Origin of the sequence: Promicromonospora sp. NPDC050880 (assembly GCF_044456525.1) — a bacterium.
In the GTDB taxonomy this organism is placed as follows: Bacteria; Actinomycetota; Actinomycetes; order Actinomycetales; family Cellulomonadaceae; genus Promicromonospora.
Genome location: NZ_JBITFV010000001.1, coordinates 180,393 through 203,385, shown reverse-complemented (window position 1 = coordinate 203,385; position 22,993 = coordinate 180,393). Strand labels below are relative to the sequence as shown.

23 protein-coding genes are annotated in these 22,993 nt (G+C 73.9%); 13 read left to right on the top strand and 10 right to left on the bottom strand.

Annotation, left to right across the window (positions count from 1 at the left end):
• Positions 1–18: 18 nt before the first annotated feature.
• Genes ACIBBF_RS01015 through ACIBBF_RS01005 form a run of 3 tightly spaced genes read right to left on the bottom strand, consistent with a single transcriptional unit; the run spans position 19 to position 3,285 of the window.
• Entirely contained in the window at positions 19–951 is a 933-nt protein-coding gene (locus ACIBBF_RS01015; protein ID WP_397409566.1) for a carbohydrate ABC transporter permease, read from the bottom strand.
• Between the two features lies 1 nt (position 952).
• A complete protein-coding gene (locus ACIBBF_RS01010) occupies positions 953–1,864 on the bottom strand; it encodes a carbohydrate ABC transporter permease (protein ID WP_397409563.1) in 912 nt (303 codons plus the stop codon).
• Entirely contained in the window at positions 1,861–3,285 is a 1,425-nt protein-coding gene (locus tag ACIBBF_RS01005; protein ID WP_397409561.1) for an ABC transporter substrate-binding protein, read from the bottom strand. Before ACIBBF_RS01005 ends, ACIBBF_RS01010 begins: the two co-directional genes overlap by 4 nt.
• A gap of 145 nt (positions 3,286–3,430) precedes the next feature.
• Here ACIBBF_RS01005 and ACIBBF_RS01000 point away from each other — a divergent pair, with 145 nt between their 5' ends.
• Positions 3,431–4,426, top strand: a complete 996-nt coding sequence (locus tag ACIBBF_RS01000) for a LacI family DNA-binding transcriptional regulator (RefSeq protein ID WP_397409559.1) — start codon at positions 3,431–3,433, stop codon at positions 4,424–4,426.
• Between the two features lie 483 nt (positions 4,427–4,909).
• Here ACIBBF_RS01000 and ACIBBF_RS00995 read toward each other — a convergent pair whose 3' ends face one another.
• On the bottom strand, positions 4,910–5,566 hold the full coding sequence (locus ACIBBF_RS00995; protein WP_397409557.1) for a GntR family transcriptional regulator: 657 nt from the start codon (positions 5,564–5,566) through the stop codon (positions 4,910–4,912).
• A gap of 209 nt (positions 5,567–5,775) precedes the next feature.
• On the opposite strand from ACIBBF_RS00995, the gene ACIBBF_RS00990 reads away from it, so the two are divergent.
• The 6 genes from ACIBBF_RS00990 (at position 5,776) to ACIBBF_RS00965 (ending at position 11,431) form a co-directional block, all read left to right on the top strand.
• Positions 5,776–6,561 (top strand): hypothetical protein, encoded by a 786-nt coding sequence (locus tag ACIBBF_RS00990; RefSeq protein WP_397409555.1) that lies wholly within the window; start codon positions 5,776–5,778, stop codon positions 6,559–6,561.
• Positions 6,501–7,229 carry a hypothetical protein gene (locus ACIBBF_RS00985; protein ID WP_397409554.1) on the top strand — a complete coding sequence of 243 codons (729 nt, stop codon included), beginning with the start codon at positions 6,501–6,503 and terminating at the stop codon, positions 7,227–7,229. Before ACIBBF_RS00990 ends, ACIBBF_RS00985 begins: the two co-directional genes overlap by 61 nt.
• On the top strand, positions 7,226–8,440 hold the full coding sequence (locus tag ACIBBF_RS00980; protein ID WP_397409553.1) for an amidohydrolase: 1,215 nt from the start codon (positions 7,226–7,228) through the stop codon (positions 8,438–8,440). Before ACIBBF_RS00985 ends, ACIBBF_RS00980 begins: the two co-directional genes overlap by 4 nt.
• 74 nt (positions 8,441–8,514) lie before the next feature.
• Complete coding sequence (locus ACIBBF_RS00975) at positions 8,515–9,282, top strand: alpha/beta fold hydrolase (protein WP_397409551.1); 768 nt, start codon at positions 8,515–8,517, stop codon at positions 9,280–9,282.
• A 111-nt stretch (positions 9,283–9,393) separates the two neighbouring features.
• Positions 9,394–10,740: an enolase C-terminal domain-like protein gene (locus ACIBBF_RS00970; RefSeq protein WP_397409549.1), complete on the top strand. Its 1,347-nt coding sequence runs from the start codon at positions 9,394–9,396 to the stop codon at positions 10,738–10,740.
• Positions 10,727–11,431 (top strand): FadR/GntR family transcriptional regulator, encoded by a 705-nt coding sequence (locus tag ACIBBF_RS00965; protein WP_397409547.1) that lies wholly within the window; start codon positions 10,727–10,729, stop codon positions 11,429–11,431. Before ACIBBF_RS00970 ends, ACIBBF_RS00965 begins: the two co-directional genes overlap by 14 nt.
• 4 nt (positions 11,432–11,435) lie before the next feature.
• Here the strand turns inward: ACIBBF_RS00965 and ACIBBF_RS00960 are convergent, their stop codons facing one another.
• Positions 11,436–12,446 (bottom strand): aldo/keto reductase, encoded by a 1,011-nt coding sequence (locus tag ACIBBF_RS00960; protein WP_397409546.1) that lies wholly within the window; start codon positions 12,444–12,446, stop codon positions 11,436–11,438.
• Positions 12,443–13,330 carry an amidohydrolase family protein gene (locus tag ACIBBF_RS00955; protein WP_397409544.1) on the bottom strand — a complete coding sequence of 296 codons (888 nt, stop codon included), beginning with the start codon at positions 13,328–13,330 and terminating at the stop codon, positions 12,443–12,445. Before ACIBBF_RS00955 ends, ACIBBF_RS00960 begins: the two co-directional genes overlap by 4 nt.
• Before the next feature lie 174 nt (positions 13,331–13,504).
• Here ACIBBF_RS00955 and ACIBBF_RS00950 point away from each other — a divergent pair, with 174 nt between their 5' ends.
• A complete protein-coding gene (locus ACIBBF_RS00950; protein ID WP_397409542.1) occupies positions 13,505–14,134 on the top strand; it encodes a class I SAM-dependent methyltransferase in 630 nt (209 codons plus the stop codon).
• A gap of 53 nt (positions 14,135–14,187) precedes the next feature.
• Here ACIBBF_RS00950 and ACIBBF_RS00945 read toward each other — a convergent pair whose 3' ends face one another.
• Both ACIBBF_RS00945 and ACIBBF_RS00940 read right to left on the bottom strand, forming a co-directional pair.
• Entirely contained in the window at positions 14,188–14,436 is a 249-nt protein-coding gene (locus ACIBBF_RS00945) for an SHOCT domain-containing protein (RefSeq protein WP_397409540.1), read from the bottom strand.
• Between the two features lie 149 nt (positions 14,437–14,585).
• Complete coding sequence (locus ACIBBF_RS00940; protein WP_397409538.1) at positions 14,586–15,314, bottom strand: SDR family oxidoreductase; 729 nt, start codon at positions 15,312–15,314, stop codon at positions 14,586–14,588.
• Between the two features lie 59 nt (positions 15,315–15,373).
• Between ACIBBF_RS00940 and ACIBBF_RS00935 the strand changes: the two genes are divergently transcribed.
• The gene (locus ACIBBF_RS00935) at positions 15,374–15,751 is read left to right on the top strand and encodes a MerR family DNA-binding transcriptional regulator (protein WP_397409536.1); all 378 of its coding nucleotides are present in this window, start codon (positions 15,374–15,376) and stop codon (positions 15,749–15,751) included.
• Between the two features lie 15 nt (positions 15,752–15,766).
• Here ACIBBF_RS00935 and ACIBBF_RS00930 read toward each other — a convergent pair whose 3' ends face one another.
• Positions 15,767–16,792, bottom strand: coding sequence for an AI-2E family transporter (locus tag ACIBBF_RS00930; RefSeq protein ID WP_397409534.1), 1,026 nt, complete (start codon positions 16,790–16,792; stop codon positions 15,767–15,769).
• A 237-nt stretch (positions 16,793–17,029) separates the two neighbouring features.
• Positions 17,030–18,622, bottom strand: coding sequence for a peptide chain release factor 3 (locus tag ACIBBF_RS00925; protein WP_397409532.1), 1,593 nt, complete (start codon positions 18,620–18,622; stop codon positions 17,030–17,032).
• Positions 18,623–18,793: 171 nt separating this feature from the next.
• Here ACIBBF_RS00925 and ACIBBF_RS00920 point away from each other — a divergent pair, with 171 nt between their 5' ends.
• The 4 genes from ACIBBF_RS00920 (at position 18,794) to erm (ending at position 22,956) form a co-directional block, all read left to right on the top strand.
• Positions 18,794–19,864, top strand: coding sequence for a DUF418 domain-containing protein (locus ACIBBF_RS00920; protein WP_397409530.1), 1,071 nt, complete (start codon positions 18,794–18,796; stop codon positions 19,862–19,864).
• Between the two features lie 5 nt (positions 19,865–19,869).
• Entirely contained in the window at positions 19,870–21,093 is a 1,224-nt protein-coding gene (locus tag ACIBBF_RS00915) for a sensor histidine kinase (RefSeq protein ID WP_397409528.1), read from the top strand.
• Positions 21,090–21,767 (top strand): response regulator, encoded by a 678-nt coding sequence (locus ACIBBF_RS00910; RefSeq protein ID WP_397409526.1) that lies wholly within the window; start codon positions 21,090–21,092, stop codon positions 21,765–21,767. The genes ACIBBF_RS00915 and ACIBBF_RS00910 overlap by 4 nt, the downstream gene beginning before the upstream one ends.
• 382 nt (positions 21,768–22,149) lie before the next feature.
• Positions 22,150–22,956, top strand: a complete 807-nt coding sequence (gene erm / locus ACIBBF_RS00905; RefSeq protein WP_397410657.1) for a 23S ribosomal RNA methyltransferase Erm — start codon at positions 22,150–22,152, stop codon at positions 22,954–22,956.
• The last annotated feature ends 37 nt before the right edge of the window (positions 22,957–22,993 follow it).

Below are 22,993 nucleotides of genomic sequence, written 5' to 3'. Positions count from 1 at the left end.
CCTTTCTGGAGTGCGCGGTCAGCCCTTGACGCTTCCGGCGAGGATGCCGTTGATGAAGTGCCGCTGGAGCGCGATGAAGACGACGAGGAGGGGGACGAGGGCGATCGACGCGGCGGCCAGCAGCTCGCCGGTCACGGTGGCGTAGTCGGCGCCGACGCGGTTGCCGGTGATGTTCTGCGCGAGGGTGGAGAGGACCACCTGCAGGGTGGCCATCCGCTCCGAGCTCGCGGCCACCACGGGCCAGACGAAGTCGTTGTAGATGTTCATGACGGTGAGCACCGCCAGGCCCGCCAGCGCGGGCCGGATCACGGGCAGCACGATCCGGGTGAAGATGCCGAGCTCGCCCGCGCCGTCGACGCGGGCGGCGTCGAGCAGCTCGTCCGGGACGTCGGCGATCACCTGCCGCATCCAGAAGATGGCGAAGGCGTCGACCGCGCCCGGCAGGATCAGGGCCTGGTAGGTGTTCACCCAGCCCAGGGCCTTCATCTCCAGCAGCAGCGGGATGATCAGCACGATGGTGGGCAGCATGAGCGTGATGAGCACGGTGCCGAACAGCAGGTCGCGTCCGGGGAACCGGTACTTGGCGAACGCGTAGGCGGCCAGGGGCGCGCAGAACAGCGTGATGGCGCCCTTGGTGACCAGCACGACGGCCGTGTTGAGGAAGCCCTGGCCGATCGGCACGTCAGCGAACATCCGGCGGTAGTTGTCCAGGGTGAGCCCCGTCAGGTCGAGGCCCAGGGGGTCGCTGATGATCTGCGTGGCCGGCTTGAACGCCGAGACCAGCGCCCAGGCGACCGGGGCCAGGAAGGCCAGGGCGAGCAGCAGCAGGAAGGCCTGGGAGCCGACGGCGCCGGGCAGCCCGCGAGGGCTCGTCCGGGGTGGGCGGGGCGCCGTCGCGCGGGTCCGGGCCGGCCGGGTCCCGGCCGGGCCGGGGGCGTGCGTGGTGGTCATGTCAGTCCTCCGTCCGCAGGAACCGGACGAACAGCAGCGAGAGGCCCATCACGACGATCACCAGCAGGAACGAGTTGGCCGCTCCGGTGCCGAGGTCGCCGCGGGTGATGTGCTCGTACAGGTGCAGGCCCGCGGTGGTCGTCGAGTTGTACGGCCCGCCGTCGGTCACGACGAACGGTTCGGCGAACATCTGGAACACGGCCAGCGTCTGGAGCACCACGGAGAACATCAGGGTGCGCCGCACGAGCGGCACGGTGATGCTCCAGAGCCGGCGCGTGCGGGAGGCGCCGTCGATCGAGGCGGCCTCGTAGACGCTCGCGTCGATCGACTGCAGGCCGGAGAGCAGGATGATCACGATGAAGCCCGTGGTCTTCCACAGGAACAGCAGCGCAAGGGTGGGCTTGGCCCACTCGCTGGTGGTGAGCCAGCCGACGTCGGGCAGGCCGAACAGGTTGAGCAGCCCGTTGACCGCCCCGAACTCCTGGTCGAAGACCACCACCCAGATCTGGGCGACGGCCACGAGCGGCGTCACGAACGGCACGAGGAACGCGATCCGGTAGAAGGAGCGCATCCGGACCTTCGCGTTGTTCAGCAGCACCGCGACCAGCAGTCCGAGCACCACCTGTACCGGCACGATCATCAGCCAGAGCACCGCCGAGCTGCCGAGCGAGCCCCAGAACATGTCGTTGCCGAGCAGGTAGGCGTAGTTGTCCCAGCCGACCCACGTCGCCGCACCCGAGCCGCGCCAGTCGGTGAAGCTCAGACGCAGCGTGAACAGCATCGGGTAGACGCTGAAGGCGACGAAGACGGCGACGAAGGGAAGGACGAAGACGTACGGCGCGATCTTGCGGGGCAGCCAGGGCCGCAGCAGCGGCCGGCCCTGGCTGCGCCCGGGAGCGACGAGCGTGCTCACTGCCGGTCGACGAGGTTCGTCTGGATGTCCGCGGTGGACTGCTCGATGACCTCGTCGGGGGTCATGTCGCCGTCGTACATCCGCTGGATGTTGGTGCCGAGGTAGTCGACGGCGCCGGTCCACCAGGTGGGCGCGGGTGCCCCGCCGGGGATCTGCGCGCCGGCCTCGACCGCGGTGGTCCACAGATCCTGCCCGCCGAGTCCTTCGACGGGGCCGAACAGCGGCTTCGCGGGGTCGGCCGCCGGGGCGTACGCCGGGATCGACGTCGCCAGGCCGTTCGGGTAGGTGTCGTTCTCGCCCCAGACGGCGCTGTAGCCGTCCTCGTGGAACATGAGGAACTCGTAGAACAGCCAGGCCAGGTCCGAGTTCTCGCCGTCCTTCGGCAGCACGAACGACGATCCGCCCATGGCACCGGAGCGCGCCCCGCCGTCCTCCCACGCGGGCAGCGGCATGGCGCGCCAGTCGCCGCTGGTCTTCGTGAGCTGCTGCTCGGGGGCGAAGCTGAACCAGATCGCCCAGGGGTAGAACACCTGGTCGCCGGACTCCAGGGCGCCGACGTCCGTGGGCGACAGGTACTCCGCCCGTGTGCCGAGGCCCTCCTGGTTGACGGTGTCGAGCCAGCCGAGCACCTGCCGGTACTCGTCGGAGTCGATCCGTAGCTCGCCGTTCTCGTCGGCCAGCGCCGTGCCGAGCTGGCTCGCGTACATCTCGAGCTGGAGCTGGCCCAGGAACGGGCTCTGCTCCAGATGGATCGGCTTCGACCCGGGCACTGCCTCCTGGTACTCGCGGGCCGCCGCCAGCAGGTCGTCGTAGGTCTCGATCTCGGTGGCGTCGATCCCGGCGTCGGTCAGCGCCTTCTCGTTGTAGAAGAGCAGGCCGGGGTCGAGGTCGAACGGCACGCCGTAGATGGCGCCGCCGGCCGAGTTGACGTCGATCTTCTGGGGCGCGATGTCGTCGGAGTAGGGCGCCAGCACGTCGGTGAGGTCCCAGAGGTGGTCGGAGAATCCGGCCACCTTGGCGTCGTCGAGGAACACTCCGTCGGGTACGTCGGCGCCGGTGATCAGCGTGTTCTGGAGCTTGGCGTCGATGTCGACGGCCTCGTGGTGCACGGTGATGTCCGGGTACACCTCGTTGAAGTCGTCGATCACGGCCTCGAACACGGCGAACAGGTCGCCGGAGCGGTCCCAGATGGTGATCTCGCCCTGGGGTGACTCCTCACCGGGGGCCTGGAGGCGGTCGGCCGCCGGTGCCGTGCCGGCGGCGTCGGCGTCGCCGCTGGTGATGGACGGGCCGCACGCGGCGAGCGCGAGCCCGAGGGCGACGGCGCCGGCGGCCGTGGCGGCGCCGCGCCGGGTACGGACGGGGTGGGCTGCGGCGGTGCGGCGGCCCACCGCCCTGGGGGTCTTGCGGTTCGGGTGCATGAGCACTCCCTCGTGCCTGCGCGGTGCGTGGGGCCCCGCGTCGTTTTCAACGTGTGCAAACTACTGCTGCTTTGCACACGTTGCAAGGCCTATCCTTGGACCACCAGGACGAAAGGGGACCGCGGTGCCGATCACACTGCGCGACGTGGCAGAGAAAGCCCAGGTCTCGGTGCGGACGGTGTCGAACGTCGTCGCCGGGTACACGCACGTGAGCGAACGCACCCGGCAGCGCGTGCAGGCCGCCATCGAGGAACTGGACTACCGGCCCAACCCGGTAGCCCGCACCCTGCGCACGGGCCGCACCGGCGTGCTGGCGCTCGTGGTCCCCGAGATCGACGTCCCCTACTTCGCGGAGCTCGCCCGCGAGGTGATCGATGCCGCCGCGGCGCTGGGCTACCGCGTCATGGTGGACCAGACGGGTCACGACCACGAGCGCGAGCGCGAGCTGCTCACGGGCGCCGACCGCACCATGCTGTTCGACGGCGTCCTGTTCAGCCCCCTGGTCACACCCGGCGAGCTGGCCCAGATGGAACCCAGCCGGTCGATGCCCCTCGTACTGCTGGGGGAGCACGACTTCGACGGTCGCTACGACCACGTGGCCATCGACAACGTGCAGGCAGCCCACGACGCGACGGCCCACCTGATCGCGACCGGCCGCACCCGCATCGCCGCGATCGGCGTCCAGCCGGACGAGGACTACACCACCCCGCGGCAGCGCACGCTGGGCTACGAACGGGCGCTGGCCGAGGCCGGTATCGCACCGGACCGCGCGCTGCTGCGCCCCGCGGCGCACTACCGCCGGGCCGACGGGTACGACGCCGCCACCGCGCTGCTCACCCTCCCCGAACCGCCCGACGCCATCTTCTGCTACTCCGACCTGCTCGCCATGGGCGCGATGCGCGCCGTGTTCGACGCCGGCCGCAGCGTGCCCGACGACGTCGCCGTGATCGGCATCGACGACATCGAGGAGGGCAAGTACACACATCCGAGCCTGTCCACGGTCTCGCTCGACACACCGTTCATCGCCCGGCAGGCGGTGGGGCGGATCGCCGCTCGCATCGAGGACCCGGACACGCCGGCGGTCGAGGTCACGGCCCCGCACGCGCTGGTGGTCCGGGAGAGCACGCCGCGAACACTCTGAGCCGGTGCGGACCGGGCTCGCGCCGGGCCGGCCCGGGGCGCGCGGGGTCGGTGCGGACCGGGACCGAGTCGGGTCGGGCGGGTCGGGGCCGGGCGGGACCGGGCCGGGTCGGGCGGGGCGGGGACGACGCGGACCGGGTCGATGCGGACCGGGTCGATGCGGACCGGAACCGGGTCGGCGCGGGCCGAGCGGGGACGACGCGGGCGGGGACGACGCGGGCGGGGTCAGGCCCGAAAGTCACGCTCTACCCAGTCATCAAGCCCAAAATCCACGCTAGTTCTGGGCCTGATGACTGGGTAGAGCGTGACTTTGCGACGCCACGCGCCGATCCGGCCGACTCGGCGGCCGTACACGCACCGATCGAGCAATCCCGAGGCGGACACGGGCCACCGGGCCGCCGCCCCGCGTTCCCACGCCGCTCACCCGCGCCACCCAGCCACTCCGCTCACCAGCCCGCCCAGCCAGCCCGCCCAGCCACCCCGCTCACCCACCCCGCCCGGCCGCCTCCGCGCGGCTCGTGCGCAGGTGCTCTCCGGCGAGCCGGGCAGCCGCCTCGGCGTCGCCGTCGCGGACGGCGTCCAGGAGCGCCCGGTGCTCGTCCGCCATGCGCGTGAGGTCGGTGTGCTGGGCCAGCAGCCACCGCACCCGGCTCGCGGTGACGGCGTGCAGCTCGGCGAGCACCGGGTTGCCCGCGGCGCGCACCACCGCCTCGTGGAAGTCCGCCCCGGCACGCCGGGCCGCCACGGCGTCCCCCCGGCCGGCCGCGGCAGACTCCCGCTGCCAGGCCTCGGTCAGCGCGGCGAGCTGCTCGGGCGTGCGCCGCAGGGCGGCCAGCCGGAAGTGCAGCGGGTCGGTGGCCTCACGCACCTCCTGCAGGTGCGCGACGTCGGCGTCGCTGAACTCCCGCACCACCGCCCAGCTCCGCGGACGCGGCGTCACGAGTCCCTCCGCGGCGAGCGCACGCAGGGCGTCCCGCACGGGGATCCGGCTCACACCCAGCTCGGCGGCGAGGTCACGCTCGACGAGCCGACTGCCGGGCGCGCGCGTCCCGTCGACGATCTGCTCCCGGACCACCTGCGCGACCCGCACCGACTCGGGCTCGAACTCCCCCGCCCCGGCCGCCACTCCTCCCCCGCTCATGCCCGCCATCCTGCCACCCGCGCACCGCCGTACCGGTGCCGGACGCCACCGCCGCGTCCGGTCACCAGCGACCGAGGCACCGCGCCCGCCACCGCCACCCACCCGGGGCGACCGAGGCGCCACACCCGCCACCGGCCACCCACCCGGGGCGCCACGCCTACCACCGGCCGCCCGTTCAGCAAGGCAAGCAAATGGGATACCATTTTGGGATGCCCGCCACCCCCACCCGCCGTGCCACACCTCCGGTGCGTGCCCGAACCACCGGGCCGCGGGCCGCGCACCCCCGAGCAGCCCGGCGGTCCACCCGCCACGCGATGGTCACGGCGTGGGCACTGGCCGGCGCCCTCCTGGCGGGGTGCGCCACGACCTCCCCCGGCGCCGACCCGGCGAACACCCCTGTCGACGGGCCCGGAACCCAGCAGGCCACACCCCGCTGCGACACCATGCCCGACACCATGCCCGGCCCCCCGACCGCCACCACGGACGCCGCCCCCTCGACCGACGCCCAGGACAAGACCTCCGACTCCGCCGGCACCCCCTGCGAGCCCGCATCCGCCACCGACGCCACGACGCCCACCCCCGAGCAGCACCTCCTGCTGGCCACCCAGGCCGACGGCGACTCGATCGCCCTCGTCGACCCGCGCGACCGGGACGGTTCCGCCGTCGTCGACGAGATCACCGTCGGCGCCGCGCCGTGGGACGTCGCGGTGCACCCCGGGTCCGGGCGCGCGTTCGTGTCGACGGCGGAGGGTGTCGCCGTCGTCGACCTCGCGACGCACGAACGGACCCACCTGCTCGCCTACCGGCATCGTCCCGACCGCGTGGCTGGGGCGAGTACCGTCCGGGCGGGCTCGGCCTGGCGGTCTCCGCCGACGGCAAGACCGTGTACGTCGCCGTCAGCACCGGGGACGCGGCGTTCCTGGAGACGATCGACGTGGACAGCGGCACGGTCGAGCGCTCGACGCCGGTGGGACGACGGCCGTTCGACGTGCTGATCAGCGACGACGGCAGCGAGGTCTACACGATCGACCACGACGGGTTCACCGTCACCGTGGTGGACACCGCGACGTCCGCGACGCGCTCGGTCGAGGTGGCGCCGTTCGGCACCGAGGGCGGGCTCGCGTCGTTCGAGAAGCCCCACTACGCGGCGCTCACCCCGGACGGCGACCTGCTCCTGCCGTACCAGGGCCGGGCGCTGGCCCGCGTCGACCCCGCCTCGGGCCGGGTCACGACCACCGCCCTCCAGGCGGACACCCACCAGCACGGCGTGGCCCGCGCCGACGACGGCACGCTCGTCATCGCCGGGAACGGACCGTTCGGCAACGCGGCGAGCGGCGCGAGCATCGAGGTCGTCGCCCCCGACGGCCGCTCGGTCGTGCTGCGCACGGACCGCCGCCACGAGACGGTGGCCGTCTGGCAGGACGGCGACGCTGCCTCCGGCGTGCTGGCCGGCGGCTACACCCAGGACGGCGCCTGGGACGGGCTGACCGTGCTGCCGCTCGCGGCCGCCCTCGACGGTACCCACGAGTCGTACGAGGTCGAGGTCCCGGGACGCCCGCAGGCGATCGTCCCGGTCACGCTGCCCGCGCCATCAACATCGCCATCGCCACCGCCCTCGACCTCGACCTCAACCTCGCCATCGACCTCGGAAGGAACCCCATGAGCACCTCCCCCGTCACCATCCTGCGCGACGTCCGCCCCTGGGGCGGCGCCCGGTCCGACCTGCACGTCGCCGACGGCGTGATCACCGCCGTCGTCCCGCACGACCCGGCCGGCGCCCCCGAGGCGGGCACCGACCCCGCGCACGTCGTCGACGGCCACGGCCTGCTCGCCCTCCCCGGCCTCGTCAACGCGCACGCGCACGTCGACAAGTCGTGGTGGGGCAAGCCGTGGGTGAGCTACGGCGGCGAGCCGGGCACGCAGGGCCGGATCGCGCACGAGCGCGCGCACCGTGACGAGCTCGGCATCCCCGGCGTGGACGTGACGCTCGCCGTGCTGCGGGAGTCGGTCCGCACGGGCACCACCGCCGTCCGCACGCACGTGGACGTCGACCTGGGCGTCGGCCTGCGCGGCATCGAGGTGGTGCGCGAGGCCGTGGCGGCACTGGGCGGCGCGGTGCACGCCGAGATCGTCGCGTTCCCGCAGGACGGCGTGCTGCGCCGCCCGGGCGTGCTGGACCTGCTCGACGAGGCGGCGGCCGCGGGCGCCGAGCACATCGGCGGCCTGGACCCGGCCTCGATCGACCGCGACCCGGTGGGCCAGCTCGACGGCCTGTTCGCGATCGCGGAACGGCACGGCGTGGGCATCGACGTGCACCTGCACGACGGGGGCGAGCTGGGTGCGTTCCAGATCGAGCTGATGATCGACCGCACCCTGCGCACCGGCCTGCAGGGAAAGGTCAACGTGGCGCACGGCTTCGCCGTCGGACAGCTTGCCGCGGCATGCCAGGCCGACCTGGTCTCCGCGATGGGCGAGGCCGGGATCACGATGACCACGGTCGCCCCGATCGGCGCCGCGCCCCTGCCGCTGCACGCGCTGCGCGCCGCCGGGGTGGCCGTCGGCCTGGGCACGGACGGGATCCGTGACCTGTGGTCGCCGTACGGCACGGGCGACCTGCTCGCGCTGACCACGCAGCTCGCGCGGCTGTCGGGCTTCAGGTACGACGCCGACCTGACCACCGCGGCCCGGATCGCCTCGTCGGACGCCGCCCGCTTCGTGGGCCGCACCGCCCACGACCTCGTCGCCGGCGCACCCGCCGACGTCGTGCTCGTCGACGCCGAGAACGTGCCCGACGCCGTGGTCCGCGCCCCGCGCCGGGCGCTCGTCGTGGCGGCCGGCCGGGTCGTCGCCCGCGACGGCGAGGTGCTGGTCTGAGCGGCACCGGCCCGGCCCGCGTGCTGCACTAGGCTCGACGCGGGAATCATCCGACGAACCCGCGGAGGCGGCACGTGACGGCGCTCTGGTCGACCCGGACGGGCCCGCACGACGCACCCGTCGTCCTCCTCGTGCACGGCGGGGGCGTGGGCGCCTGGATGTGGCGCGACCAGGTCGCCGCTCTCCGCGACCGGTACCTGGTGATCACGCCCGACCTGCCGGGTCACGACCACGGCGCGGACGTCCCGTTCACCTCCGCGGACGACGCCGTGGCCGCGCTCGCCGGCCTGCTGCGGCCGGTCGCCGACGGTCGGGAGATCACGGTGGTCGGGTTCTCGTTCGGCGCGCAGCTCGCGGTCTCGCTGGCAGCGAGGCATCCCGGCCTCGTGTCGCGCGTGGTCGTCGTCAGCGCGCTCACCGAGCCGATGCCGCTCACCGGCCCGAGCCTCGGGCTGGTCCGGCTCACGGCGCCGCTCGGCGGGCACCGCTGGTTCGCGCGGCTGCAGGCCCGGTCGATGTTCGTGCCGGACGACCTGTTCGACGACTACCTGCGCACCGTGCGGTCCGTGTCCACCGCGGACCTGGTGGCGCTGCTCTCGGCCAACGGGGCGTTCCGCATCCCCGCGGCCTGGTCCGACTACCCCGGGCCGGCGCTGCTGCTGGCGGGCGACCGGGAGCCGCGCGCGCTCGTGCGGGGCATGCAGGCGCTGCACCAGGCGCTCCCCTCCGCCGAGCTGGAGATCGTGCCCGGTGCCGGGCACGGCCTGCCCCTCCAGCGCCCCGGGTGGTTCACGGAGCGGCTGCTCGGCTGGCTCGCACGCGAACCCGGTGTTCCTCGCTGACGCACCCGATAGGTCGAATCAATTCCCACATTCCACCTTCGCTGGCTTGACCCTGCGCGCTGCGATCCGTAGATTGCTGGCATTTCATCTGATGTTTGCGAAGGGGCAGGCATGGCCACGATCACCGGAGTCCGCGTCGAGGACGTCAGGTTCCCGACGTCGGCCACGGCCGACGGATCCGACGCGATGAACAAGGACGCCGACTACTCGGCGGCCTACGTCGTGCTGGAGACCGACGCCCGGGACGCCGACGGCGCCCCGCTGGGCGGGTACGGGCTGACGTTCACCATCGGCCGGGGCAACGACATCGTGGCTGAGGCGGCCCGGCAGCAGGCCGCGGGCCTCGTGGGGCGGGACGTCGACGCGCTCGCCGCGGACATGGGCGCCGTCTACCGCGACCTGACCGCCGACAGCCAGCTCCGCTGGCTCGGACCGGAGAAGGGCGTGGTGCACCTGTCGCTGGCCGCGGTGCTCAACGCGGCCTGGGACCTGGTGGCGCGCCGCGCGGGCAAGCCGCTGTGGCGCCTGCTCGTGGACATGACGCCGGAGGAGCTGGTCGACGTCGCCGACCTGCGCTACCTCTCGGACGCCCTGACCCGTGACGAGGCACTGACGATCCTGCGGGAGCGCGCGAGCACCCGGCAGGAGCGCCTGGACCACCTGGAGCGCACCGGCTACCCCGTGTACACGACGTCGGCCGGCTGGCTCGGCTACAGCGACGACAAGCTGCGCCGCCTGTGCCAGGAGGCCGTCGACGCCGGGTACCAGCACGTCAAGCTCAAGGTCGGCGCGAACCTGGCCGAGGACGTGCGCCGGCTGACCATCGCGCGCGAGGTGCTGGGCCCCGACCGCAACCTTATGATCGACGCCAACCAGGTGTGGGACGTGCCGCAGGCCATCGAGTGGATGACGGCCCTGGCGCCCTTCGACCCGCTGTGGATCGAGGAGCCCACCTCGCCCGACGACATCCTGGGGCACGCCGCGGTGCGCCGCGCCGTCGCGCCCATCGGCGTGGCCACCGGCGAGCACTGCCACAACCGGGTGATGTTCAAGCAGCTCATGCAGGCCGGGGCGATCGACTACTGCCAGCTCGACACCGGGCGGCTGGCCAGCATCAACGAGATCGTCGCCGTGCTGCTGCTCGCGGCGAAGTTCGGCGTGCCGGTGTGCCCGCACGCGGGCGGCGTCGGGCTGTGCGAGATGGTGCAGCACGTCTCCGTGCTGGACTACGTGGCCATCGGCGGCGACCTGACCGGCCGCGTGACCGAGTACGTGGACCACCTGCACGAGCACTTCACCGACCCGTGCGTCGTCGCCGACCGGGGTGCGGGCACCGCGTACGTGCTGCCGTCGCGGCCGGGCTACTCCACCCAGATGCACGAGGAGTCCCTGGACCGGTTCCGGTTCCCGCACGGGACGTACTGGGTACGCGATACTGCGGATCATGTCCCGCACTGACGAGGTCGTCGACGGCATCCGCAGGATGATCCTCGACGGCAGGCTGCGTCCCGGCGACCGCCTGCCGGTCGAGAAGGACCTGGCCGACGAGCTCCAGGTCTCCCGCGGCTCCCTCCGGGAGGGGGTGCGGGCGCTGTCGATCCTCGGCGTGCTGCACACGCGGCAGGGCGACGGCACCTACGTGACCAGCCTCGACCCGGGCCGCCTGCTCTCCCCCATGGCCCTCGTCCTGGACCTCCAGGACGACGACGCCCTGCCCGCCTTCCACAGCGTGCGCCGCCTGCTGGAGACGGAGGCCGCCGGCCTGGCCGCGACCCGGATGACCGACGAGGCCCTCGCCGAGGCGCGGGCGGTCCTGGACCAGGTGGCCGGGGTGGCGGACGGCGCCGAGCTGGACCACGACCGGTTCATCGAGGTGGACATCGCGTTCCACCGCCTGATCGCGGCGCACTCCGGCAACCCAGTGCTGGAGGCGCTCGTCGAGTCGTTCGCGGGCCGCACGGTGCGCGCACGCCTGTGGCGCGTGCTGCACGCCGAGGGCATCGCGGCGCGCACGCACGGCGAGCACGAGGCCATCTGGCGCGCGCTCGCCGCGCGTGATCCCGAGGCGGCCCGGATCCGGATGGCGAGCCACCTCCTGGGCGTCGAGGACTGGCTCCCGAAGCCGGAGAACCTCGACGAGGACGCCTGACCCGTCAGTCCCTCCCGGTGGACGGCCAGGCGCGCGGCACCGCCGCCTCGGCGAGGAGCCCGGCGTCCGCGAGCGCCCGCCACAACCCGGCCGGCACGTGCGCGGACGCGCGCTCCTCGGTCTGCCGCGCCTGCTCGGGCGTCGCCAGCCCGACGACGGCGGAGACCACCGCCGGGTGGGTGCGCACGTAGGCGAGCGCCGCCTGGGGCAGCGTGACGCCGTGCTCCGCGCAGACGGCGGCGATCCGCCGGGCACGGTCGAGCAGGTCGGCGGACGCGGGGCCGTAGTCGTAGGTCGCGCTCTCCGGTGGCTCGTCGCGCGCGAGGATGCCCGAGTTGTAGACGGCGGCCGCCACCACGGCCACGCCGCGCTCGACGGCCGCGGGCAGCAGGTCGGTCAGCGCGGGCTGCTCCAGGAGCGTGAACCGCCCGGCGCACATGACGACGTCGACGTCGGTCTCGCGCACGAACCGGGCGAGCATCGCCGACTGGTTCATCCCGGCACCGATCGCGCCGATCACGCCCTGGTCCCGCAGCTCCGCGAGCGCGGGCAGCGCCTCGTGCGCCGCCTGCTCCCAGTGGTCGTCCGGGTCGTGCAGGTAGACGACGTCGATCCGGTCCAGCCCCGTGCGCTCCAGGCTCGACTCGAGCGACCGGAGCACGCCGTCGCGGGAGAAGTCCCACACCCGGCGGGCGGTGGCCGGCACGTCGAACATGTCGGGGTCGCGGCGGTCCGCGGTCTCCGGCGTCGGCACGAGCAGGCGCCCCACCTTGGTGGACACGACGAGCTCGTCCCGGGGCCGGGTGCGCAGGTAGGCCCCGAGGCGGCGTTCGGACAGCCCGAGCCCGTAGTGCGGCGCGGTGTCGAAGTACCGGATGCCGGCGTCCCACGCCGCCTCGAAGGTCGCGTGCGCCTCCTCGTCCGTGACGGCCTGGTAGAGGTTGCCCGCGGGTGCGGCACCCAGGCCCAGCCCTGTCAGCCGCACGCCGGTGGCGCGCACCTCGGTCGTGGTCATGCGGGGCCACCTCCCAGCCGGTAGACGCGACGCGCCGTGCCACCCCACACGGCCTCGGCGTCGTGCGGGCCCAGCCCGCCGAGCAGGGCGCGGGCGGCCTCCAGCCACGCGTCGTAACCGCCGGCGAGCAGGCACACCGGCCAGTCGGAGCCGAACATGAGCCGATCCGGCCCGAACGTCTCCAGCGCGTGGTCGACGGCGGGCCGCAGGTCGCCGATCTGCCAGTCGTCCCAGCGGGCTTCCGTGACCAGGCCCGACACCTTGGCCGTCACGTTCGGGCGGGCGGCGAGCGCCGTCAGGTCCCGCTTCCACTCCACGAGGTCGCTGGTGCGGTCGAGCCGGGGCTTGCCGAGGTGGTCGAGCGTGAACGCGACGTCGGGCAGGGCGTCCGCGAGCCGGGCGGCCGCCGCGACCTGGTCCTGGCGCAGCACCAGGTCGAACACGAGACCGGGGCTGCCGGTGCCGGGCCCGCAGACCGCGGCGATGCCGCGGCGCACGTCGTCGCGGTCCAGGTAGCCGGGATCCTGCTCGGCCTGCACCTGCGTGCGGACACCGACGAGCGCGCCCCCGCCGGGCCCGGCGCGCAGCGCGGCGACCCGGTCGCCGACCGCCGGGTCGGACAGGTCGGCCCAGCCCACCACGCCCGCGATCCGCGCGGCACGTCCCTCGCCGGAGGCCGCGATGGCGAGCAGCTCGTCGGTCTCGGCCCACCGGCTCGCGGACTGGACCACGACGGTGGCACTCATGCCATGCTCCGCCGCCGGCAGGTCCGCTGGGGTGAAGTCGGCGTCGATGGCCGCCATCGTGCCGGGGTCGATCCAGTCCTGCGGGGTGCGCGACCGCACCCACAGGTGATGGTGCGCGTCTACGACGTCGTGCGGCACCGGTGCTCCTCTCTGGCGTCCTCGCCGGAAACATCTGATGTATAGCACGCGGGGCGCCACCCGTGACTCCGCCTCTCGCCGTCCGGTGTCCGCGCGCCCCCGGGATGACGGCGCCGTCCGTCGTCCGCCGTTACGGTGGCGGCATCCACGTCGTCGACCTGTGATCGGGGCACCATGGCGAGAGCATCGCGACCGGACCGGCTGCGCAGGCACTGGGACCGGCAGGCGGCGGGCTACGACGCGAGGATGAGCCGCGCCGACCGGCTGCTCGGCGACACCCGGGCCTGGGTGTGCGGGCAGGCCACGGGCCGGGTTCTGGAGGTCGCCGTCGGGACGGGGCTGAACCTCGGGCTGTACCCCGCCTCCGCCACCCTGGCGGGCATGGACCTGAGCCCGGCCATGCTGGAGCTGGCGCGCCGGCGGGCGGACGAGCTGGGCCGGGACGTGGACCTGTCGGTGGGCGACGCCCAGCGGCTGGAGTTCGCCGACGCCTCGTTCGACACGGTCGTGTGCACGTTCGGCCTGTGCTCCGTGCCCGACGATCGCGGCGCCGTCGACGAGATGGTGCGTGTGCTACGGCCGGGCGGCCTGCTCCTGCTGGCCGACCACGTGGTGAGCACCTCCGCGCCGATCCGCGTGCTCCAGGCCCTGGCCGAGCTCTACACCGTGCCCGCCGAGAACGAGCACTTCCGACGGCGCCCGCTCGTGCACGTGCAGGCCGCCGGGCTGGAGGTCGAACGGCACGACCGGTTCTCCCGCGGGACCGTGGAACGTCTCGCGGCCCGCAAGCCGGCGTCCGTCTGAGCCCGGACGACCGGGCGCAGCACCGGCGCACGCCGCGCGACGAGCAGGGCGCCTCAGTGCTGGTACCGCGCCGACCGCAGCACCGCGAGCCGGGCCCGGTACTCGTTCTCGTCGATCTCCCCGCCCGCGAAGCGTCCGGCGAGGAGCTGCTCGGCGTCCGCCCGGTCGTCGTGCGGACGCTGGTTCACGGAGCCCCGCACGAGGAACACCAGGCCCACGACGACGGCGCCCCAGAACAGCACCATGGACGCCATCATGATCAGGCCGGCGATCCAGCCGTACCCACCCCAGTTCCACATCATGGCCGTACCTCCCGCGCCGTGGGCGTCCCGTGCCGGGAGAGCCCCGCTCCCACCACGCTACGAGCGGGCGGGCGCGGTGTCCCGGGACCTTGGTCCTGGACTCCCGGGACACCGGACTCCTCGCGCGGGCCCGCCGCCCGCCCGGCCTCTCAGGCGCCGGTCATCGCCGCCAGGCCGCGGACGACCTGCGCGTCCCGTTCCTCCGGCAGGAGCTGGACCCAGGACTTGATGTCCCGGCTCCACTGGTCGGCCAGCACCTCGGTGGAACCGGCCTCGACACCGTCAAGTGCGGCGTCGGCCAGGGCGGTCGGCGAGATCTTGTCGACCGCCCAGCCCGCGGACATGTCGGTGTCGGCAAGGCCCAGGTGCACGGCCGTCACCAGGGTGCCCTGCTCGGCGAGCTCCAGGCGCACGCCGTTCGTCATGGCCCACCCGGCGGCCTTGGAGAGGTGGTACGCGTTCGCTCCCTTGACACCGAACCATGACATGGCCGACAGCACGTTGACGATGGCTCCCCCGCCGTTGGCCGCGAGCGCCGGTGCGAGCTCCCGGATCGTCGCGAGGCTGCCGAACAGGTTGGTCTCCAGCTCGTGACGTACGGCGTCGAGCGAGCCGGTGACCAGGTCGGCGCCGGTCGTGATGCCCGCGTTGTTGACGAGCAGGGTGACGTCGGACGCCGCCCGGGCGACGTCCCGCACGGCTGCCGGGTCGGTGACGTCGAGGGCGAGCGCCTCCACGCCGGGCAGATCGATCGTCTCGGGACGGCGGGCCGTCGCGTAGACCTTGCGGGCACCCCGGTCGAGGAGGCGCTGGGCGAAGGCACGGCCGAGCCCGCGGTTGGCGCCGGTGACGAGTGCTACTGAGTTCTCGATGTCCATGCCGGGTACGCTAAAACCTGACGTTGACGTCAGGGTCAAGCATCGAACCGAGGAGTGTCATGACGGTCACAGAGACTGCGGCCGAGCCGCTGATCCGCATCGGCGAGGTCGCCCGCGGCGCAGGTGTCTCGGTGCGCGCGGTGCGCTACTACGAGCAGCAGGGCCTCCTCACCCCGGAGCGCAGCCCGTCCGGCCAGCGTCTCTACCGGTCGAGCAGCGTGACGTACGTGCGCTTCTTCCAGCAGATGTACGCCGCCGGCCTGACCAGCCGGAACATCGCGGACCTGCTGCCGTGCATGGAGTCCGGGCACACCGACGCCGAGCAGCGCGCCATGCTGCGCGCCGAGCGTGACCGCATCCAACGCAAGCTCGACGACCTGCAGGCGGCCCTGGACCGGCTCGACGAGGTCATCGAGGTCACGGCGAGCCACCCGTAGGCCCGGGAGCCGGGGTCAGCTCACCGAGTCCGGGTCCCGGAGCATGTGCGACTCCACCAGCTCGTGCCGCCGGAAGTACGTGGTCGCGACCGCCTGGATCGTCGCGGCCACGGGCAGGGCCAGGAACGCGCCGAGCACCCCGAAGACCGCGCCGAACGCGAGCACCACCAGGAGGCTCACCGCGGCGTTCATCTCCAGCGCCCGCGCCGACACCTTCGGGGCCAGGTACAGGTTCTCGAACTGCTGGTAGGCGATGACGAACGCGAGCACGCCCACCGCCTGCGGCCACCCCTGCGCGGTCAGCGCCACCATCGTGGGCAGCGCGCCACCGAGATAGGCACCGATGGTCGGCACGAACTGCGACACCACACCCACGAAGACGGCGAGCGGCACCGCGTACGGCGTCTGCAGGATCGCGAGGAAGACGAACGTGACCACCGTGGACACGGCGGCCAGCACCACGCGGGAGCCGATGTAGTCGGACACCTTGCCCTGCGTGACCTCCCACAGGTGCAGCATCTCCTGCTGCCGCGCGGGCGTCAGCCACCCGCAGACCGCGGCCCGGAACCTCGGCCCCGCGGCCAGCAGGTAGTACGCGACGAGCAGGATGGTCAGGGTCGCCAGCAGCCCGCCGACGAGCGTGGTGCCCACGAGCAGCGCCCCGGACGCGACGTCGTCGCCGAACTCGTCCAGGGCCTGCCGCAGCAGGTTGTCGGAGTCGGGGACGACGATGTCGAACCGGTCGGAGACGAACGCCCGCAGGCCCGTGTAGAGGCGGGGCACGGACTGCGCCAGGGCGACGAGCTGCTGCACGAACAGGTTGCCGAACAGCGTCAGCAGCACGATCACGACCACGAGCGACCCGATGAGCGTGGTCGCGGCCGCCAGACCGCGGCGCCATCCGCGCCGCACCAGCCAGACCGTGCCGGGCTCCAGGGCGAGCGCGATGAAGACGGCGATCAGCACGTTGACGAAGAGGCCCTCCAGGGCCCCCATGGCGTTCCACGTGAAGATGCCGAGGAACACCGCGGCCACGGCCATGAACAGCGCGCGCGGCAGCCACCGTGGCGGACGCGGCGAGTCGGGGGCGCCAGGAGGCGGTCCGGATTGGTCCGTCTCGGGTCGTCCGGAGTCGGGCCCGGCAGAGCCGGCCTGTCCGGGCTCGGACCCTCCAGGGCCGGACTGTCCGGATTCAGCGGCCGCTGACGAGCTGGGCGACGTCATGCCCAGACCGTAGCCCCTGCGGTCTCCGTGATCCCGAAGGCCACCCCGGGAGCGTCAGACCCCGCTGGCGACCAGCGGGATCAGCGGCACGCCCGGGTGCGCGCGCTCGAACGCCCGCGCGTGCCAGATGTCGCGCAGCAGCACCAGCGGCGTGCCGTCGCCGCGCCGCACCACCTCGACGCCCGGGTAGGCGGCCACGGTGTCGAGGTCGGCGGGCGCGACCTCGCGGGCGAGCGAGAGCCCGAGCGTCTCCATCCGGATCGGCGCCGAGAACTCGTGCTCCATGCGGAAGGTCGCCACCTCGAACTGCAGCGGCCCCACGGCGGCGAGGATCGGGTTGCCGTCACCGCGCACCTCGGACACGAGCACCTGGACCACGCCCTCCTGCTCCAGCTGCGCGATGCCCTTGCGGAACTGCTTGGAGCGGCCCGGGTCGGCCACGCGCGCGGCCGCGAAGTGCTCGGGCGCGAACACCGGCATCGGCGGGAAGGCGACCTTCGGTCCCGCGGAGTCGAACACCGTGTCGCCCACGGCGAGCGTGCTCGCGTTGACCAGGCCCACCACGTCGCCCGGATAGGCGTCCTCGACCGTCGAGCGCTCGCGGCCGAACACCGACAGGGCGTACTTGGTCGCGAACGGCCGTCCGGTGCGCTCGTGCGTGACGACCATGCCGCGCTCGAACCGCCCCGAGCACACGCGGATGAACGCGACGTGGTCACGGTGGTTCGGGTCCATGCCGGCCTGCATCTTGAACACGAACCCGCTGAACGGCTGGTCCACCGCACGGGCCGCGCCGTCGACGTCGGCCCGTGCGCCGGGTGCGGGCGCCAGCTCGACCACGGCGTCCAGGAGCTGGCGCACGCCGATGTTGGCCAGCGCCGCGCCGAACAGCATCGGCGACGTGGTGCCGGCGAGGAACGAGGCGCGGTCCACCGGGTCGAGGAGCTGCACGCTCTCGACGGCCTCGGTGTGGTCGTCGCCCAGCGTCTCGGCGGCGGCCTGCGGGCTGAGCACGCTCTCCTCCGCGATCGACGCGCCGCCCGGCGCCCGGCGGTACGTGCGGACCTCGCCGGAGGCCCGGTCCAGCAGGCCGAGGAACCGACCGGCCTCGCCGACCGGCCAGGTCAGCGGCGTGGGGCGCAGGTTGATGCGCTCCTCCAGCTCGTCGCACAGCTCCAGCGCCTCGCGGCCGGGCCGGTCCCACTTGTTGACGAACGTGATGACCGGCACGCCGCGCCGACGGCAGACCTCGAACAGCTTGAGCGTCTGCGGCTCCAGGCCCTTGGCGGAGTCGAGCAGCATGACGGCGGCGTCCACGGCGGTCAGGACGCGGTAGGTGTCCTCGGAGAAGTCGGCGTGGCCGGGCGTGTCCAGGAGGTTGATCACCACGTCGCCGTACGCGAACTGGAGCGCCGCGGACGTGATCGAGATGCCGCGCTTCTGCTCCATCTCCAGCCAGTCCGACACCACGCCGGCACGGTTGCCCTTGCCGTGCACCGCCCCGGCCTCCTCGATGGCGTGGGCGTGCAGCGCCAGCGCCTCGGTCAGGGTCGACTTACCGGCGTCGGGGTGCGAGATGACGGCGATGCTGCGGCGCCGGGCCGCCTCGGCCGCGACCGGCCGGGCGTCAGAGGTCAGGACGGTCACGACCGACCAGTCTACCGTCCGGCGACGGCGGTGCCCGGACACGGACACAGGCACGGGCACGGGCACGGGCACGGGCACGGGCACGGGCACCGCGTCGTGGGCACGACGCCGGGCGAGGAACGGTACTTCCGGCCGGTACCGGCCGGCGACGCGCCGCCCCAGCATGAGGACATGCCTCTCGACTCGTCAGCACCGCCCCCTGCCCGGTCCCGCCTCGTCGCGCTCGACGTCGTCCGCGGCGTGGCGCTGTGCGGGATCCTCGTCGCCAACGTGATCCCGATCAGCGCCACGGTCGCGTCCGAGGCGCCGGTGACCTCCGCCCTGAGCGCACCCGGGTCCGGGGGCACGGACTGGCTGCACCTGCTGGTGGACCAGCGCTTCTTCCCGATCTTCTCCCTGCTGTTCGGCATCGGCTTCTCGCTCCTGGTGGAGTCCGCGGCCGCCCGGGCCGGCCGGCCGCGGCTCGTGCTGCTGCGCCGGCTGCTCGTGCTCCTCGCGCTCGGGCTCGCGCACCTCCTCCTGCTCTGGCCGGGCGACATCCTGACCGTCTACGCGGTGGTGGGGCTGCTCGTCCTGCTGCCGTCGACGTGGCTGCCACGATGGGCCGTCGCGGGTCTGGCCGCCGTCTGCCTGGTGGCGGCGATCGGGCTGCTCGGCGGGCAGTACGCCCTGGTGCCCGGCCTGTTCCTGCTGGGCTCGGCCCTGACCCGCTACGGCGTCACGCGGCGGATCGAGGACTCCACCCGCGTGCCCGCGCTCCTGGCCCTGCTCCTGGCGGCCGCCGCCGTGCCCGTGCTCGCCGCGCAGGCGTCCTTCGAACGGACGGGAGAGGTCGACACCACGGGCTTCCGCATCGCCTTCCCGGTGGCCGGGCTGCTGGTCGCCGGCGTGTACGTCTGCCTCGTGCTGGTGCTGCTGCGCACCCCGGCGCGCCCGGTGCTGCGGGCCGCGTTCGCGCCCCTGGGCCGGATGGCGCTGACCAACTACCTCAGCGCCACCGTGCTGGTGCTCGTGGTGGCGCACGTCGACGGGGAGCCGGGGCGCTGGTCCTCGGCCACGGTGCTCGGCATCGCCGGGGCGGTGCTCACCGCGCAGTGGCTGTGCTCGGCGCTGTGGCTGCGCCACTTCCGGTACGGGCCCCTGGAGTGGGCGTGGCGATGGGCAACCTGGCTGCGCCGCCCGCCGCTGCGGGTGGCCGGCGAGGCGGACGCGCGACGCGCGCCGTCGACCCTCGTAGCCTGAGCGACGTGCACATCACCGGACGCGGCGCGGCCGCGGCCCAGCTCTCCGGCGACGTCGCGCTCGGGCTCGTCCTGGCCGGCACGCTCCTGCTCACCGCCACCGCGCTGGCCGCGAGCTGGGGCGGCTCCTCCTGGCTGCTCGGTCTGTGCACCGGCACCGTGGTGGGCGCCCTGGCCCTGCTGCGCCGCCGGCACCGCTTCGGCACCGCACTGGCGGGGCTCGGCGTGGCGGCCGTGGCGGTCGTCGTGGCACGGCTCGCCGGGCTGCCCGGGGAACCCTCGCCTGCGACGGCGTTCGCCCTGGCCGTGCTGGTCGCCTCGGCCGTGCGCGTGCTGCCGGCCGGGCAGGCGACCACGGTGGCCGGCGGTGGGCTCGTCGTCGTGGTGGGGTCGTGGCTCGCCGCGGCGCCGTTCACGTCCGACGTGTCGGTGGTGCCGACGGTGGTCACCGCGGCCTGGCTCTGCGCCCTCGCGGCGGGCCTGCTGGGCCGGCTGCTGGTGGCCCGGCGGGAGGCGGCGGTCGACCGGGTCCGCCGGGACGAGCGGCTGGCCGTGGCGCGCGAGCTGCACGACGTCGTCGCCCACCACATCACCGGCATCGTGGTCCAGGCCCAGGCCGCACAGCTCCTGCTCGCCCGGGGCGGCACGCCGCCGGGCTCACCGGCCCAGCCGGTGGCCGACGCCGTCGCGGGCATCGAGTCCGCCGGGGCGGAGGCCCTCACCTCGCTGCGCCGCGTCGTCGGGCTGCTGCGTGACGCGGACGACGCGTCACCCGTGGCACCTGGTCCCGAGGAGCTCACCGTGCTGGTCGACCGGTTCGAGACCCGCGGCCCACGCGTGGACCTGCGACTGCCCGACGACGCGACGGGCTGGCCGCCCGAGGTCACCACGACCGTCTACCGGGTGGTGCAGGAGTCGCTCACGAACGTCACCCGGCACGCCCCGCACGCCCGTGCGGTGAGCGTCACCGTGGAGCGGGTGGCGGACGGCGTCCGGGTCGAGGTGTCCGACGACGCCCCTGCCCGGGGCCGCGCCGACCCCGACCGGGGGCACCGACCCGGGACCGGTCAGGGGTACGGGCTCGTCGGCATGCGGGAGCGTGTCGAGGCGCTCGACGGCACGCTGGCGGCCGGCCCCCGCCCGGACGGCGGCTGGTCCGTGGTGGCCACCCTGCCGACCGGACCACGACCGGCGCGTCCGGTCCGGGCGACCGGTCAGGAGGAGCCGTGACGATCCGGGTGCTCCTCGCCGACGACCAGCCGATGGTCCGCGGCGGCCTGCGGCTCATCCTCGAGGACCAGCCGGACATCGAGGTGGTGGCCGAGGCCGCCGACGGCGTCGCGGCCGTCGCGCTGGCCCGCGACCTGCGCCCGGACGTCTGCCTCGTCGACATCCGGATGCCGCTGCTGGACGGCATCGAGGTGACCCGCACCCTGGCCGGCCCGGACGTCGCCGACCCGCTCCGGGTGGTCGTGGTCACCACGTTCGACGTCGACGAGTACGTCTACGGTGCGCTGCGCGGCGGTGCGGTGGGGTTCGTCCTCAAGGACGCCGGGCCCGCGCTCCTGGTCGAGGCGGTCCGGGCCGCGCACGCCGGCGACGCACTGGTCTCGCCGTCGGTCACCGTGCGGCTGCTGCGGCACCTGACCGCGGCGGACGGCGGCGTCGCCGTCAGGCGCGGGACGCCGGGCGGCAGTCCGTCCGCCCGGCCGCTCTCGGACCGCGAGACCGAGGTGGCGCGCGCCATCGCGCGGGGGCGCACCAACCTGGAGATCGGCGCGGAGATGTTCATCTCCCTCAGCACGGTCAAGGGCCACGTCGCCGCGATCCAGGCCAAGCTCGGGCTGCGCAACCGCGTGGAGATCGCGGCCTGGGCCTGGGAGCACCGGGTCGTCGGCGGGTGACGGCCCCCGGGGCGGCCACCCGGACGGAAAAAACCTGGCACCCGGACCGGCCCTGCTCCTAGGGTCGGCCCCGATATGAACGCCATGATCAGGCAGCGTTCCGCCCGCTAGCGGCGCGGAACGCACACCACACCCAGCGCGTGCTCCGCGCCGCCGGCATCCGCCGGGCGGCGCGTCCTGTGCTGCCCGGATTCCTGTCAGCCGACGAATCCAGGAGCACACCATGTCGCGCAAGCGTCCTTTCCGTCCCACTGCCCGGACGACCTCCCGCGGGGCACCCCACCGCGGTACTCCCGACCACGGTGCACCGCGGGCCGCCCGGCCGCCGGAGCCCCCGCGGACCGCGGAACCCACCGGGCCGGCGGGGCCCGCCGTGCCGACCGTGCCGACGGGGCCGGTCGGCGGGGCCCACGAGCTCGGCCAGAACCTGCTGATCGACACGCGGGTCATCGACCGCGTGGTCGACCTCGTCCCCGACGCGGACCGGCCGGTCGTCGAGTGGGCCGCCGGCCGCGGCGCGATGACGCTGCCCCTGGCCCGGCTGGGCCGCCCGGTCGAGGCGGTCGAGATCGACCCGCGCTCGGCCGCGCGCCTGGCCCGGGTCGTGCCCGGCAACGTCACCGTGACGCGGGACGACATCCTGCGGCACGCCCCGCCGTCGGAGCCCTACGACCTCGTCTGCAACGTGCCGTTCCACCTGACCACCCCGGTGCTCCGGCGCCTGTTCACCCTGACCGGCTGGCAGCGCGCCGTGCTGATCACGCAGTGGGAGGTGGCCCGCAAGCGCGCCGCCGTGGGCGGCGCCACGCTCCTGACCGTCCAGTGGTGGCCGTGGTTCGCACCCCGGCTCGACCAGCGTGTCCCCGCCGGCGCGTTCCGTCCCCGGCCGGGCGTGGACGCCGGCCTGCTCGTGCTCGACCGCCGCACCGACCCCCTGCTGCCGCCCTCCCGGCAGCGCGACTACCAGCGGTTCGCCGCGGCCGTGTTCAACGGGCCCGGCCGCGGCGTGCACGAGATCCTCGTCCGGCAGGGGCTCGGCCGCGAGGAGGTGCGGCACTGGGCCCGGCAGCACCGCGTCGCGCCGGGTGCGCTGCCGCGGGATCTCGGCGCTCCGGCCTGGGTGGCGGCCTACGCCCTGACCTCCCGTCGCCCGTCCCCACGACGGTCCGGCAACCGGTCCGCGCGATGAGCCGTCACGGGATGACCCGCGATTCGTCATGTGTCCG

Coding starts and splice junctions, on each gene's coding strand:
- ACIBBF_RS01015 (WP_397409566.1), bottom strand. CDS start 951: ATGACCACCACGCACGCCCCCGGCCCGGCCGGGACCCGGCCGGCCCGG.
- ACIBBF_RS01005 (WP_397409561.1), bottom strand. CDS start 3,285: ATGCACCCGAACCGCAAGACCCCCAGGGCGGTGGGCCGCCGCACCGCC.
- ACIBBF_RS00995 (WP_397409557.1), bottom strand. CDS start 5,566: ATGAGCGGGGGAGGAGTGGCGGCCGGGGCGGGGGAGTTCGAGCCCGAG.
- ACIBBF_RS00990 (WP_397409555.1), top strand. CDS start 5,776: ATGCCCGCCACCCCCACCCGCCGTGCCACACCTCCGGTGCGTGCCCGA.
- ACIBBF_RS00980 (WP_397409553.1), top strand. CDS start 7,226: ATGAGCACCTCCCCCGTCACCATCCTGCGCGACGTCCGCCCCTGGGGC.
- ACIBBF_RS00970 (WP_397409549.1), top strand. CDS start 9,394: ATGGCCACGATCACCGGAGTCCGCGTCGAGGACGTCAGGTTCCCGACG.
- ACIBBF_RS00965 (WP_397409547.1), top strand. CDS start 10,727: ATGTCCCGCACTGACGAGGTCGTCGACGGCATCCGCAGGATGATCCTC.
- ACIBBF_RS00960 (WP_397409546.1), bottom strand. CDS start 12,446: ATGACCACGACCGAGGTGCGCGCCACCGGCGTGCGGCTGACAGGGCTG.
- ACIBBF_RS00950 (WP_397409542.1), top strand. CDS start 13,505: ATGGCGAGAGCATCGCGACCGGACCGGCTGCGCAGGCACTGGGACCGG.
- ACIBBF_RS00945 (WP_397409540.1), bottom strand. CDS start 14,436: ATGATGTGGAACTGGGGTGGGTACGGCTGGATCGCCGGCCTGATCATG.
- ACIBBF_RS00940 (WP_397409538.1), bottom strand. CDS start 15,314: ATGGACATCGAGAACTCAGTAGCACTCGTCACCGGCGCCAACCGCGGG.
- ACIBBF_RS00935 (WP_397409536.1), top strand. CDS start 15,374: ATGACGGTCACAGAGACTGCGGCCGAGCCGCTGATCCGCATCGGCGAG.
- ACIBBF_RS00930 (WP_397409534.1), bottom strand. CDS start 16,792: ATGGCCGTGGCCGCGGTGTTCCTCGGCATCTTCACGTGGAACGCCATG.
- ACIBBF_RS00920 (WP_397409530.1), top strand. CDS start 18,794: ATGCCTCTCGACTCGTCAGCACCGCCCCCTGCCCGGTCCCGCCTCGTC.